Origin of the sequence: Chitinophaga pinensis DSM 2588 (genome assembly GCF_000024005.1) — a bacterium.
GTDB lineage: Bacteria > Bacteroidota > Bacteroidia > Chitinophagales > Chitinophagaceae > Chitinophaga > Chitinophaga pinensis.
The window spans coordinates 8693373-8708275 of the sequence record NC_013132.1 but is presented as its reverse complement, the minus strand read 5'-3'; the positions used below and the strand labels follow the sequence as shown (position 1 = coordinate 8708275).

Sequence of the window (14903 nt, the reverse complement as noted above, 5' to 3'; positions counted from 1 at the left end):
TCTCTTGTCAAGAAAGACATATTATGGTGCTATTGCAGTAATAGGAGTTGTTTCTTTGTTTATTTTCGATACTGCGGCAAGGAATCGTTCAGGTTATAATAACAACTATACTAACAGATACTACTGGCAACCAGACAATAATTATACCACACCTGCGGATACCGTCAAAAAGGATACACTCAAGTACCCGATAAAGGACCGGTATGGGACCGGTATTACTGATCCCGTCAAAAACCAGATAGATCTGAAAGATCCTGCAGGTATATCCCGTACAGTTGATTATGACCCGGTAACCAAACAATATACAGTCACAGAAAAGATAGGCGACCACTATTACCGTAACCCTACTTACCTCAGTTTTGATGAATATTACAAACTCCAGTCCAAAAAGAGCGAAGATGATTACTGGATGAAACGTGCCAGTACTCTCGGTTCACTGAACCAGAAGGGTAACGGACCGGAACTGTATAAAGGCAGCAAGCTGTTTGACAGGATTTTTGGTGGTAATAAAGTGGATATCAAGCCCCAGGGTAGCCTGGAACTGACCTTTGGTTATGAAGGCCAGAATATCAAAAACCCCGTGTTGACAGAACAGGCCCGTAAAACGGGAGGTTTCGCATTTGATATGAACATCAATATGAACCTGACCGGTAAAATAGGGGACAAGCTGAAACTGATCACTAACTATAATACCCAGTCGACTTTCGACTTCGAAAACCAGATCAAACTGGAATATACCGGCTACGACGACGAGATCATTAAAAAGATTGAGGCCGGTAACGTGAGCTTTCCGCTGCGCAGTTCGCTCATTTCAGGGGTACAATCCCTTTTCGGTATCAAGACCCAGTTACAATTTGGCCGTCTGACCGTTACCAGCGTGTTGTCCAACCAGAAGTCCCAGAAACAGAACCTGATGATCAAAGGTGGTACCCAGGTACAGGACTTTAACCTGCGGGCAGATGAATATGAGGACAACCGACACTTCCTGCTCGGTCAGTTCTTCCGCGATACCTTCAACTATGCCATGAGCAACCTTCCGGTGATCCGCTCCCTGGCTTATGTGAACCGTGTGGAAGTCTGGGTAACCAATAAAACAGGTGCTACCACCAATACCAGGGATATCGTCGGTTTGATGGACCTTGGTGAGTACCGGCCCTACAATACCTCAATCAACGTATTATCCAACTCAAGGCTGACTGACAACAAGCTGAATGATCTCTACTCCAAAGTAATTTCTGACCCTATGAGCCGGTATACGGGAACGGTGGTCAGCCGATTGCAGAACCTCGGACTACAAGCAGTACAGGAATATGAGAAGACCTTTGCCCGAAAGCTGGACTCCACAGAATATACGATCAACCGACAACTAGGCTTCATCACGCTGAATCAGCAATTGCAGGCGGATGAAGTTTTGGGCGTTGCCTATCAATATACTTATAATGGTCAGGTACATACTGTGGGAGAGTTCTCCCAGGATATTCCCCCTGATCAGAACAATAGTGCCAATCAGCGTATCCTGTTCCTGAAATTGCTGAAAGCTACTTCTGCCCGTCCGAACCTCCCTATCTGGGACCTGATGATGAAAAACATCTATGCGACAGGCGCTTATCAGCTGAACAGGGCTGACTTTAAACTGGACGTATATTATAAAGACCCTGGTACTGATACCCGTGCCCCAAGTGATAAACGTTATCTGCCGGATGCACAGGGTTCCTGGGAAGGGGCACCGCTCATTTCCATCCTGAGCCTGGACCGGTTAAATAACCAGAATGACCCGCAACCGGATGGTGTGTTTGACTATGTAGAAGGTTATACGATCAACTCCCAGACGGGCAGGGTGATGTTCCCGGTGCTTGAACCATTCGCTCAGGGTATACAGAAAGCCTTCAATGGTAATGCCGCCCTGGAGCGACAGTATATGTATAAGGTATTGTATGACTCCATTAAGGTAGTCGCACAACAGTTCCCGCAACTGAACCGCTATATCCTGAAAGGATCTTATAAATCCAGTAACTCTTCCGAAATACAGCTGGGTGGTTATAACATTCCTCCGGGATCTGTTACCGTAACAGCCGGTGGCCAGCAGCTCCGTGAGAACGTAGACTATATCATCGACTATAACCTGGGCCGTATCAAGATCATCAATGCCGGTATACTCAACTCCGGTGTGGCAATCAACGTACAGTTTGAGAACAATGCCGCGTTTGGTACACAGGTCCGAAACTACTTCGGTACCCGCTTCGATTATGTTGTAAATGATAAACTGACGCTGGGATCGACTATCGCCAGAATGAGTGAAAGACCTTATTACCAGAAGGTGAACTACGGAGAAGATCCGATCAAGAACACCGTAGTAGGTCTCGATGCGAACTATAACTCAGAGTGGAAAGGATTGACCCGCTTCCTCAATAAACTGCCTAACTACCAGAGTAATACACCCTCCAACATCATGTTCACCGGTGAGGTGGCCAAGTTGTTCCCTGGTCACAGTAAACTGGTAAATGCGGCAGGTAGTAATCAGGGACAGATCTTCATCGATGACTTTGAGGGATCCCAGAGTGGATATGACCTGAAGTTCCCGGCTACTTCCTGGGCACTGGCATCTACACCTAAGGAAGCTTCTGATAGTAACGGGGTGATCCTCTTCCCGGAAGCAGACAGAAATGATCAGCTGAGCTATGGTGCCAACAGGGCGAAACTGGCCTGGTATATTATTGAGCCTACGCTCCAGATACCGAAATCACCATCCCTGCCGGATGGTATTACAGAGCTGGAACAGTCAGATCCACGTGTACGTCTGGTGTATCAGAAAGAAGTTTTCGCTAATCGTTCTACCGACTTCGGACAGAGCCAGTTGAGCACCCTTGACCTGGCATATTATCCTGAAGAGAGAGGTCCATATAACTTTACTGCGGGCAGAGACAGTATCACGGCAGCAGGACGCCTCCTGAATCCTAAAAAGAAATGGGCAGGTATCATGCGTGCGATTGATAACAGTGATTTCCAGACACAGAACGTTGAGTTTATTGAGTTCTGGATCCAGGATCCGTTCCTGACGGATACAACCAGCACGGGTGGTCAGTTATATTTTAACCTTGGTAACGTATCTGAGGATATCCTGAAAGATTCCCGTAAGTTCTTCGAAAACGGATTACCAAATCCGAATACGGATCGTAATAAAACAGATTCTTCCGTATGGGGACGTATTCCTAAATTCCAGCAGCAGATCACCCAGGCATTTGACAACGATCCGGAAATCCGCCGTTATCAGGACGTGGGTTATGATGGTTTACAGAGTGGTGATGAGGTGGCATTCCGTCAATCTTATCTGGACAGACTGGCGGCTAACTTCGGACCGACTTCTCCTGTTTATCAACAGGCCATTGCTGACCCATCTAACGATGACTATCGTCACTACAGGGATGACTTATATAATAGAGAGAAGGCCGGTATCCTCCAACGTTATAAACGTTTCAGCAACCCGGAAGGCAACTCTCCTGTTTCTACCGGTAACAGCATCTACTCATCTGCGGCTACCAACATTCCGGAGTCAGAAGACCTGAACAGGGATAACACCCTGAATGAAACAGAAGAATACTTCCAGTACCGTGTGAACCTCCGTCCGAAAATGGGTGTAGGCACTAACTACATTGTGGATAAGATCACAACGGAAGTAACGCCGGCGAATGGTGGACCAAAGAAACTGGAAAACTGGTATCAGTTTAAAATTCCGATCAACAACTTTGATAAAAAGGTAGGTAGCATTCCTGATTTCAAATCCATCCGTTTCATGCGTATGTTCCTGACAGGATTTGAAGATTCAGTAGTGGTACGTTTCGCTAAACTGCAACTGGTGCGTAACCAATGGCGTCAGTATAATTATAAACTGCAGCCAGGCGATCCTATCCCGAATGATGACAATACCGTTTTCAATACTTCTGCTGTAAACATTGAAGAAAACTCTTCGCGTAAGCCAATCAACTATGTGTTGCCTCCGGGAGTAGTTCGTCAGAATACACTCAGTACCAACAGTACTGTATTGCAACTGAACGAGCAGGCAATGTCCATTCAGGTATGCGATCTGAATGATGGCGATACCCGTGGTGTTTCGAAAAACCTGAGCATGGACCTCCGTCAGTACAAAACCCTGCAGATGTATCTGCACGCGGAAGCAATGACTGATCCTAACTCACTGAAAGATGGTCAGCTCCGCGCTGTCATCCGTATGGGTAGCGACTTTGTGGAAAACTATTACGAATACCAGATTCCACTGAAAGTAACACCATGGAATACGGCAAGTCCGACGGAAGTATGGCCGGAAGTGAATGACGTAAATCTGTTAATGAGCAAACTGACTGTACTCAAACAGAAGCGCAACCAGTGTGACAACTGTTCTCCGCAGGTACCATATGTTGAAACAGATGAACTGGGTAACTACATGAGTGTGGTAGGTAATCCGAACCTGGGTGATGTAAGAACCATCATGTTGGGTGTGACCAACCCGAAAGATGACGGTTTGCCAAGATGTGGTGAGGTATGGTTCAATGAGCTGCGCCTGTCAGGTCTGGATGAAAAAGGCGGTTATGCCGGTATGGGCCGTGTGGATGTACAGCTGGCCGATCTGGGTACTGTCAGTGTATCCGGTAATATGCACACCGCAGGTTTTGGTAATCTTGATCAGCGTGTAAACGAACGTTTCCGTGATAACTACCTGCAATACGATGCGGCGGCTAACCTCGATCTGGGTAAACTGCTGCCTAAGAAAACAGGTCTGTCTATCCCGGTATATGCTGGTTATTCACAGGCTGTAAGTACACCTGAGTATGATCCATATGACCTGGATATCAAACTGAAGGATAAGCTGAGAATGGCGCGGAGTGATTATGAGCGTGACTCTATCCGTAAAGCGGCACAGGACTTCACCGCTATCAAGAGTTTGAACTTTACCAACGTACGTCGCCTCAATCTGAACAGAAAACATAACAGGTTGTGGGATATCGAAAACTTTGACATCAGTTATTCTTATACACAGACAACCAGCCGCAACCCGATTATCGAAAGTGACGAACTGACCAAGCACCGTGCTGGTCTGGGTTATACCTTCACCGGACAGAGTAAGTTCATTACGCCGTTCAAGAAGTTGTTCAAGACCAAAACGCCATGGCTGGATCTGATCCGTGATTTCAACTTTAACTACATCCCGTCATTGATCAGTTTCCGGATAGATGTGACCCGCCAGTTTGGCGCCACCCGTATCCGTAACGTAGGAGGGGATGACTCCAACTATAAACTGCCGGAGACGTACAACAAGTACTTCACGTTTGACCGGTATTATGGTTTGAAATGGGATCTGTCACGTAGTCTGACCATCGACTTCAACGCGGTGAATAACGCACGTATCGATGAACCACAGGGGCGTCTGAACTCAAAAGAGAAGAAAGACAGCGTATGGGGTAACTTCTTCAAATTAGGCAGAACGACCAACTACTATCATACAGCTAACATCACATATACATTACCTACGTCTAAAATACCTGCGCTGAGCTGGACAAGTATTGCGATCGGTTATTCAACAGATTACCGCTGGACGGGTGCTTCGCTGCTGGCGAAATACCTGGGTAATGCGATCGAGAACTCCAACCAGAAAACGGTGATGGCAGAGTTTAAGTTTGCGGAACTGTATAGTAAGTCACCTTTCCTGCGAGCCATTACAGGTACGCAACAGAAAAAGCGACCGCAACCGGCGACTAATACCCGACCGGGTGCTCCTGGTCAGAATAAGCAACCGGTCAAACAGGAGAAGAGCGTAGAAGTCTCACCAATTCTGAAAGCGGTGATGAAACCATTACTGTCATTAAAACGTGTGAGTCTGGATTACTCTGAAAACGGAGGTACCCGCTTACCAGGTTATATTGACAGTACGAAGATCCTGGGTATGAACTGGGCGAGCTGGAATCCGGGTGTACCGTTCGTATTTGGTATGCAGCCTACGAAGGCATGGCTGGACAATTTTGCGAAGAAAGGTCTGATCACACCGGATACTACTTTCAATATTCAGTATCAACAACAGTTTACACAGCGTTGGCAATTACAGGCGCAACTGGAACCTGTTAATGACCTGCGTATTGACCTGAGTCTGACCAAATCATTCAGCAAAACACATACGGAACTGTTCAAAAATGTGAACGTGAATGATAGTCTGGGCTTCCAGCATTTAAGTCCGTATGATGCAGGTGGATTTGAGATCTCTTATGTAGCGGTAAAAACGATCTTCGGAGGTATTGACAATGAAACAGGTACTACCAAAACGTTCAATGACTTCCAGCGTTATCGTCTTAATATTTCTAATCGTCTGGCTGCACAGAACCCGTACAACAGAGACCCTGGCGTACCGGTAGATAATCCAAAAGATCCGCTGTATCGTTATGGTTATGGCCGTTATGCACAGGATGTACTGGTACCGGCTTTCCTGGCGGCTTACACCGGAAAAGATCCTGATAAGATCGGATTACTGAGAAGTGCAGGTTTGTCCAATGTGCGCAGCAATCCATTCAGCAACTATATACCACGTCCTAACTGGCGTGTGGCGTATAATGGTCTGACGAAACTGGAACCTTTCAAATCACTCTTCACCAACGTATCGCTGACACATGCTTATGTAGGTACGCTTAGTATGAGTTCTTATAATACTGCGATGTTGTATGAGGATCCTCGTCTGGCGGGTTATCCGGGATTTGTGGATACTGTATCCGGTAACTACATCCCTTACTTCCTGATTCCGAACCTGACAATGACGGAGCAGTTTGCACCATTACTGGGTATAGATGTGACCTTTATAAGTAGTCTGAACCTGCGTGTGGAATTCAAGAAGAGTCGTTCACTGAGTCTCAGTCTGATCGACTACCAGCTGACAGAGTTACGTTCTACCGAACTGACACTGGGTGGTAGCTATCGTTTACGTAATGTGCAGTTTGCATTCCTCGGCACACAGAAGGATGGCAAGAAGGTACAGAATGATATGAACTTCCGGCTGGATATGAGCTTCCGTGATGACCGTACGGTGAACAACAGGCTGGATGCAGACCTGGTAATACCGACGAGTGGCCAGAAGGTAATTGGTATATCACCGTCTATTGACTATGTGGTGAACAACCGTCTGAACCTGCGTTTCTTCTATGACCGCAGACAAACGATACCGGTTATTTCGACGGCTTATCCGATTACGAATACGAGAGGAGGATTGACGTTGCGATTTATGCTAGCACAGTAGGCAATTAAGAATTAGGAATTAACAATTAAGAATTAAGCTATAGCAAAAGCCTGATCGCTGAGATCAGGCTTTTGCATTTTAAAGGATTGTATTATTCGCTACGAATGGGGTAGGTTTGGCAGCGTTCCAGGCATCGGAAGCGGAGGGAATGGTTTGTTTTAAGAGGTGGTATTTTTTTTGCCATAACGCTAATGACATATATCATTTGCAATTCCTCATCTATTGACATACTTTTGCAGCGTGAGATATCTTTTCGCCATAACCGTATTGTTCGGGCTGTTGTTGCAAAACTTCAGTCAGTTGGTGATTATGGTGAAGTATAAGATAGACCAGGCGTACATTGCCAGCGTATTGTGTGAGAACAGGGATAAACCTGACATGCATTGTAATGGTAAATGTTATCTGAGAAAGCAACTCAAACAGGACGAGCAGCAACAGCAGAACGGCAGTACCGGTAAAGAGAAGTATGAAGTAACTTACATCGATGCTTTGCTGGAATTTAATTTTGCGCCTATTGCGCCGTCAACAGATCTCTTTGTTTATTATCAGGATCCTGCAATACATACCCCGTTATTCTCCTTTTTCCATCCACCCCAGGCTTAACAGCTATTTCTTTTCATTGCATTTATTACGCGGATATTTCCGCATCCGATCTGATGTGTTTTGTTATGAGTGATGTCATTGCTTATGCTGTGCCATGCCTCATTTTTGTATCCATCCTTATTTACTAATCAACAGCTATTGCCTGTGATCAAGGGCAGTTGCGTACCGGCAGTGATGTGTTGTCAGCTGTCCCGGCATCGCTATGCCTGATCATCAGGGCAGGAACTTATTGTGATCATGAAACATTTATTACTGATAATAACGGGCGTATTATTCTTTATGCATTCACACGCGCAGGTGCAGGGCAGCGTGGTGGATGCGCAGACAGGAGAGGTGCTGCCGGGTGTAACTGTGCAGTTACTGCACGCTGATAAAGGTTGTCAGACAGACGCACGTGGCCGCTTCTTTTTACAACGGGGCCGTGCCGATGATTCTGTGAAAGTATCGTTTGTCGGTTATCAGACGAGGAAGCTGACATTGTCTTCGCAATCTTCTGCTATCATTTCACTGACACCGGCTACTGCCAGTCTGAATGAGATCATTGTAACCAGCAGCCGCGATAAGCAATCACGCACTGATGCACCTATTGCGATCAGCACCATTTCCACCCAGGAAATGAGAGATACCAAAGCCACTTCACTGGAACAATTAATGAATAAGGTGAGTGGCGTATATATGGTGGATCTCGGCAATGAACAACACACGATGGCCATCCGTCAGCCTATCGGTTATAAGAGTTTGTTTCTATATATGGAAGACGGTATTCCCATCCGTACTACCGGCGATTTCAATCACAATGCGCTGATTGAAATAAATATGGCGGCATTGCGCAATATCGAAGTTGTAAGAGGACCTGCATCATCGCTGTATGGTAGTGAAGCGGTAGGTGGCGCGGTGAACTTTATTACCGCGGCTCCTTCGTTAAAACCGATGGCAAGGGTACAGGCAGAGATCAGTGATCGTGGATATAAACGTACGGACTTCAGTGCTTCCAGTACATTTAATAAACTGGGTATTGTTGTTGGCGGTTATTATGCCGATCAGCGGAATGGTTATATGGATCATAGTGATTTTCATAAACTGGCCCTGACCGTAAGAGCAGATTATCAGATCAGCGATCGTACCAAATGGATTAACTCAATGACGCTGATCGATTATTATACAGATCAGGTAGGTGGATTGGATAGCGCACATTTCTATGCAAAAGATTATCGCAATTTTCAGACCTTCTCTTATCGTAAGGTCAATGCATTACGTTACAGAAGTACGCTGGAACAAAACTGGAACAATACTAACAAGACGACGGTGACTGCCTTCTTCCGCAATAATACCATTGAACAAAATCCTTTCTATGCACTAAAAAATCTTTCAGATCCGCTGAAGGCGGCAGGTGAGATCAATGATGACAGTTTCAATAGTTATGCGCTGATCATTCAGCATAAAAAACAGTTTGCCTGGAAACATGCTTCTATCATTGCTGGTTTGAGTGCTGATTATAGTCCGGCGACCTATTACGCTGAATTTATCGACGTCACAAAGGATGCTGCCGGTTATTTCAGAAGTTACAAAACAACCGATTCTGTATTGACAGATTACAATGTTGGTTTACTGAATACCGCCGCTTATGCACAATTTGATATGGAGTTGGTAAGTCGTCTGAAATTAGTGGCAGCGGTACGTTACGACCGGATGGATTATGATTTTGACAATCATCTTGCACCATCTGCATTTACCGGTGCACCGGATGAAACCAATCATTTCAATAAGCTGACGCCAAAGCTGGGATTGACTTATGACTTCGGACAAAATCGTGGTATGTATGCAAATTACAGTGTGGGTTTTGCGCCACCGAATATCTCTGAGTTATACAGAGGAGTGAAAGTACCTGTACTGAAACCAGCTACTTATCGCAACTATGAAGCAGGCGGCTGGTTTGGTTTTGCAAATGATAAAGGATATGTGGATATCGGTGTGTATGATATGCAGGGAACAAATGAAATCATCAGTGTAAAACTGGATGATGGATCTTATGAAAATCGTAATACGGGTCGTACGACACACAGAGGTATTGAATGGAATGTGCGTTATGCGCCTTTGCCATCTGTCTGGATCCGTTGCAGCGGACAATACGCAGAGCACTTCTTTAATGAGTATGTGGAAAAAGGGGTGAGTTATAATGATAATAAAATGGCGGGTGCACCGAAAGTAATTACGAATACAGAGATCACCTGGAAGCCCCGTTTTCTGAATGGATTTCGTCTTGCAGGAGAATGGCAGCATGTAGGCAGTTATTACATGGATCCACGCAATACAGGTGTCTATGGGGGATATGATCTGTTGAATTTCCGTACAGGGTATAGCTGGAGACAATTTGATTGTTGGGTGAACTGCCGAAATGCGGGAGATGCTATTTATTCTACTACCACGGAAAGAACTACTTACAGTACGACATACAGACCGGGACCTAAACGTACTTTCAATATTGGTTTCGGATATACTTTTAGGAATTAGGAATTAGGAATTAGGAATTAAGAATTATCTCCGCTGCATTGTAATTCTTAATTCTTAATTGTCAATTCCTAATTGATCAAACAACAAAACACAATCACGATGGGAATCAGCAGATGGATCGTTTTGATGGCAATGTGTGCAGTTGCCTGTAACAGTGGAAACAGCAAAGAGCAGTTGTTGTCGCATATTACGCAGGATGCTTCCTGTCCGTTTATCACAACGACTACTGACGGACGTACTGTCATCAGTTGGGTAGAAACAGCAAAGGGGGCAGATACCGGTACTTTGTATTACGCCGTATCAACGGATAAGGGGAGTAGTTTTTCAGCACCTGTGAAGGTGGCTACTGCGAATGGTATATTACCTCATGCGGAGAATATGCCTAAAATGGTTTTTAAGCCCGATGGCGAGGTGATCGCTATTTATGGTGTGGAACAAGACGATGCACGGAATAAATACGCAGGAAGGGTGTTTTATACGCGTTCTCTGAACGGAGGGAAGACCTGGCAGGCAGCAACACCGCTGGTGACGGATACCGGTAGTTATGATCAACGGTATTTTGATGTGGCTTTGTTACCTGGTGGAGAGGCCGCAGCTATCTGGCTGGATAACCGGAAGTCGGTAGATGCGGAAGGCTCTTCGCTCTACTTTGCGGTGACGGATGGACATAATGGATTCGGGAAAGAGAAAGCATTGGCAGAAACGGTTTGCCAGTGTTGCAGAACGGATCTGTATACAGATGATAAGGGTGGTATTCACATTGCTTTCCGGGATATCATCAATGATTCCATCAGGGATATGGTGCATATGGTATCGGTGGATGGGGGTAATACCTTTTCCAACATGAATCGTATCAGTGCAGATAACTGGGTGGTGAGAGGTTGTCCGCACACCGGACCTGCCATGGTGAAGAATAATGAGGGGATGCACTTTGCCTGGTTTACGATGGGCGGTGGAGAAGGAGTTTATTATTGTCAGTCAGCCGACAACGGACAAACCTATTCCAGGAAGCAGAAAGTCAGTTCCGCTCCGATGGCCAAACATCCGCAGATCACCGCATTACCGGATGACAAGGTACTGATCGTCTGGGATGAACCGGTGAAGCTGCCTAATAATACGTTCAACAGCCGTGTGGGGTTTCAGTGGAGAGATGGCGCGGGGAAAGTACTGAATACGGGACTGCTCACATCTGATTCAGCATATGCTACTTTTCCGGTGATCAGGAGTGTGGATAAAGGCACTGCGTTGATGGCCTATACACAACGTGTGGGAGAATTGCAGGAAGTACGTTGTATGTTGATAAGAGAGTAAATAAAAATCCCGCCGGCATGCACCGGCGGGATTTAATTCGATTTCATTTTCAGTACTAAAAGCCCCAATTCACGTCCTGGCGAGTAACCCAGCGACCGTAATTATTTCTTTTAGATCTGTCGGAGTAAAAGCGCCACTCTGCTTTCCATCTTGGATAGTAGAGGCGCAACAAATACAGTGTTGCAAATGTAAGCATAGGGATATGGTTTTTTAGGATAGATAGTCGGCATTAAAAAAAGCATTAAAAAACGGTCATAGTTAGTCACCTCCGTCCGGAGGTATTCCGCACCCTACATACATCACATCACAATAGTCCTCATATACGTTAATAGTTTCAAATTTAAAAACAATGTATTGTATATGAAATCACATTTACGTGTTATATTATGTTTTTTTACTCTTTATCGAAGTAATAAGCATTGGCCTGTTGCAGGCAGGTGATCACCAGATCGTTGATACATACATGTGGCGGCAGGGTAGCGCAGTAGTAGATGGTATCGGCTACATCCTGTCCTGTCAATGGCTGGAAGCCTTTATAGACGTTATCTGCCTTGTCTTTGTCTCCTTTGAAACGTACTTCTGAAAATTCTGTTTCAGCAGCCCCCGGATGCACGGCTGTCACCTTGACACGATAAGGAAGCAGGTCGATACGCATCCCCTGGGAGATGGAATCTACCGCAGCTTTGGTGGCACAGTATACGTGTCCTTTGGCATACACCTGTTTGGCGGCAGTGGAGCCGAGGTTGATGATATGTCCGGTACGTCTTTGTTTCATCCAGGGCATTACGACTCTGGATACGTAGAGGAGTCCTTTTACGTTGGTATCGATCATGGTATCCCAGTCAGAGAGATCGCCGTCTTCAATGGAGCTGAATCCGAGTGCGAGTCCGGCATTGTTGATCAGGATATCGACGGCTTTCCATTGTTCCGGGATGTTGCCCAGTATATCGCTGACAGCCTTTTGTTCTCTCACATCAAAACAAAGTGGCAATACGGCAACCTTATGTTCCTGCTGCAATTGCTGTTGTAATGCTGTTAATCTTTCCTGTCTTCTTCCGGTGATAATCACATCATAACCGTTCGCTGCGAACTTCTTTGCGCATGCTTCACCAAAGCCTGAGGTAGCTCCGGTCACTAGAACTATTGCCATAAATCCGATTTTATTTCACCAAAGTTACTGTGCCTTTCTTTAAAATACTTTTACCGGTTAAATCTTTTCCGGCAAGTATCCAGATGTAGGTGTCTACAGGCGCAGGTGCTCCTTTGATGGTGCCATCCCATCCCTGGCGGAAGTCGGTGGAGGAATAGATTTCTTGTCCCCAGCGGTTGAAGATGCGGAAATATTCATATTCGGTGATGCCGACCGGAATGAAGCGGAAGCGGTCGTTCTGCCCATCGCCGTTAGGACTGAAGGCGGTCGGGATATATATTTCAGGACCGGCATAGTACTTCACGCTGATGGAGTCGTAACCGACGCAGCCTTGTGAGTTGGAGACTTTCAGCAGATAGGTCATATCCACATCACCGCTGGCAAACGGATCGGCGATATTGACATTACTTAGTCCCTGTGGAGGCGACCAGGCATAGAACTCTCCACCACTGGCATTGAGTTGCAATTTCTGTCCTTTGGCCAGGATGGTATCATTGCCGGCAGAAGGATTGACTTCATATACCGTGATTTCTTTGGCGAGTTCGGCGCTGCACGATCGGTCGGTCAGTATTTTGAGTGTGACCGTATAGGCCCCTCCATCCTGGTAGACGTAGTTCAGTTGTGTACTGACGGCACTGGCAAACTGCGGTGCATCGGTTACACCGATGTCCCAGCGGCGGCTGGTGATTTTTCCGTATCTGTAGGAAGAAACATCATTGAAGCGGATGGGCTCTCCCCGGCACAATCCTTCCATTGTGAAATCGGCTTTTAAACCGGGATAATTGTGCACAAAGCCCGTTACGCTGTCGGTACATGATAAACCGCGATTTACGACCAGTTTAACCTTATAAATGCCGGTATCCGGATATTGGTGAGAGAAGACGGTTTTATCGAAAGTAACGGTATCGGTACCGTCTCCGAATTCCCAGTAATAGGCGGAGGTAAATCCGGCATTGCTATAATTGGGAATAGTGACAGCGAGATCGGGGTTTTCTACACAGTTCATCAGCACAGAAGGAAAACCCGCCTTGATATTGGTCTTACAGTTAAAGACAGTCAGCAGGAGGTCTTTATGGTGTGTACCCAGGAGGATTTTTGTACGGCGGTCATATTCATTGACACAAACAGAGATCACGAATTTGCCTTCCCGGTTTGGCGTACCGCGTAGTATGCCATTGTTGTCAATAGATATCTGTGGGGCGCCGCCCATGGGATTAGCGCCGGAATAAGGGGATACGTAATTGACGGTATTGGTGTATGGTGGCGGTGTCGTAGACATAGCTTCGCTACGGGTGGCGCCCCCGGTGAGCGCGCTGCAAAGCATGTAGGTCAGACTGTCGCCATCAGGATCGGTAGCGGAATAATTAAAGGTAAATGGCAGGGAGTTACAGATGACGATAGCGCCGTCGTGATTAAAACGCGTACTGCTGTTGGTCGCCCGTTTGTCGGTGCCTGGGATGACGGTATAAAAAGTGGACCCTTCATGTTCGGAGTCATATATATTCACCAGCTTTTCCCCACGGCAGCAACGTTGATAAGTGACGTAGTAACCGCCCGGACTTGCCGGCAGTTCAACGGTATCTCTGTAATAGGCGACTTCGAGGTTTTGCGTTCGGGGGGCGAGGCAGGGATTTTTGAGGGTATCCCGGAGGGGTTTGGTTTGTTTGATATACAACTGCAGGGCGTTGGTGATGCGTTGTCCGCTGCCGTTGTATATATTGATAGGTACAGGGTCTTCGAAGTGGTCGATACAACCCTGTATGGGACCGCAGGTAAAGTCTGCGTCCCGGTATAATTTGAGCACAATTTCATAACGGAATATTCCGTCTCCCGCAGTCCCCACATAAGTGTAGTAAATCTCACCGCCAATTATATGGTAAGCATCTGCTCTAACGTGGACAAAGGTGCAGCAAATAGCCAGAATAAGGAATCTGTACATTCAAAGGGGTGCAAATCTGTAAAATGACTTTCGTATAGGAATTTACAAAAAAAATGCCGTACGAACAATCATTTTTTCCAGTGTACACGCGGGTTTTAGAACTATCTGTAGAATAGTTC

General features: G+C 46.1%; 6 protein-coding genes. 4 read left to right on the top strand and 2 right to left on the bottom strand.

Annotated features, from left to right (window positions below):
• The first annotated feature begins 4 nt into the window (after positions 1-4).
• The 4 genes from sov to CPIN_RS34380 all read left to right on the top strand — a co-directional run bounded on the left by sov (position 5) and on the right by CPIN_RS34380 (position 11695).
• Positions 5-7270 (top strand): T9SS outer membrane translocon Sov/SprA, encoded by a 7266-nt coding sequence (sov, locus tag CPIN_RS34395; protein WP_012794510.1) that lies wholly within the window; start codon positions 5-7, stop codon positions 7268-7270.
• Positions 7271-7510: 240 nt separating this feature from the next.
• Positions 7511-7873 carry a hypothetical protein gene (locus CPIN_RS34390; RefSeq protein WP_148230693.1) on the top strand — a complete coding sequence of 121 codons (363 nt, stop codon included), beginning with the start codon at positions 7511-7513 and terminating at the stop codon, positions 7871-7873.
• A gap of 237 nt (positions 7874-8110) precedes the next feature.
• The gene (locus CPIN_RS34385; protein ID WP_012794508.1) at positions 8111-10384 is read left to right on the top strand and encodes a TonB-dependent receptor; all 2274 of its coding nucleotides are present in this window, start codon (positions 8111-8113) and stop codon (positions 10382-10384) included.
• A gap of 99 nt (positions 10385-10483) precedes the next feature.
• A complete protein-coding gene (locus CPIN_RS34380) occupies positions 10484-11695 on the top strand; it encodes a sialidase family protein (RefSeq protein ID WP_012794507.1) in 1212 nt (403 codons plus the stop codon).
• Positions 11696-12089: 394 nt separating this feature from the next.
• On the opposite strand, the gene CPIN_RS34375 is transcribed toward CPIN_RS34380, so the two are convergent.
• Positions 12090-12845 carry an SDR family NAD(P)-dependent oxidoreductase gene (locus CPIN_RS34375; RefSeq protein WP_012794505.1) on the bottom strand — a complete coding sequence of 252 codons (756 nt, stop codon included), beginning with the start codon at positions 12843-12845 and terminating at the stop codon, positions 12090-12092.
• Between the two features lie 10 nt (positions 12846-12855).
• On the bottom strand, positions 12856-14784 hold the full coding sequence (locus tag CPIN_RS34370) for a PKD domain-containing protein (RefSeq protein ID WP_012794504.1): 1929 nt from the start codon (positions 14782-14784) through the stop codon (positions 12856-12858).
• Between the last annotated feature and the right edge of the window lie 119 nt (positions 14785-14903).

What these genes read in the sequence shown, in the direction of transcription:
- CPIN_RS34385 (WP_012794508.1), top strand. Translation starts at nt 8,111, where the DNA reads ATGAAACATTTATTACTGATAATAACGGGCGTATTATTCTTTATGCAT.
- CPIN_RS34380 (WP_012794507.1), top strand. Translation starts at nt 10,484, where the DNA reads ATGGGAATCAGCAGATGGATCGTTTTGATGGCAATGTGTGCAGTTGCC.
- CPIN_RS34370 (WP_012794504.1), bottom strand. Translation starts at nt 14,784, where the DNA reads ATGTACAGATTCCTTATTCTGGCTATTTGCTGCACCTTTGTCCACGTT.
- CPIN_RS34375 (WP_012794505.1), bottom strand. Translation starts at nt 12,845, where the DNA reads ATGGCAATAGTTCTAGTGACCGGAGCTACCTCAGGCTTTGGTGAAGCA.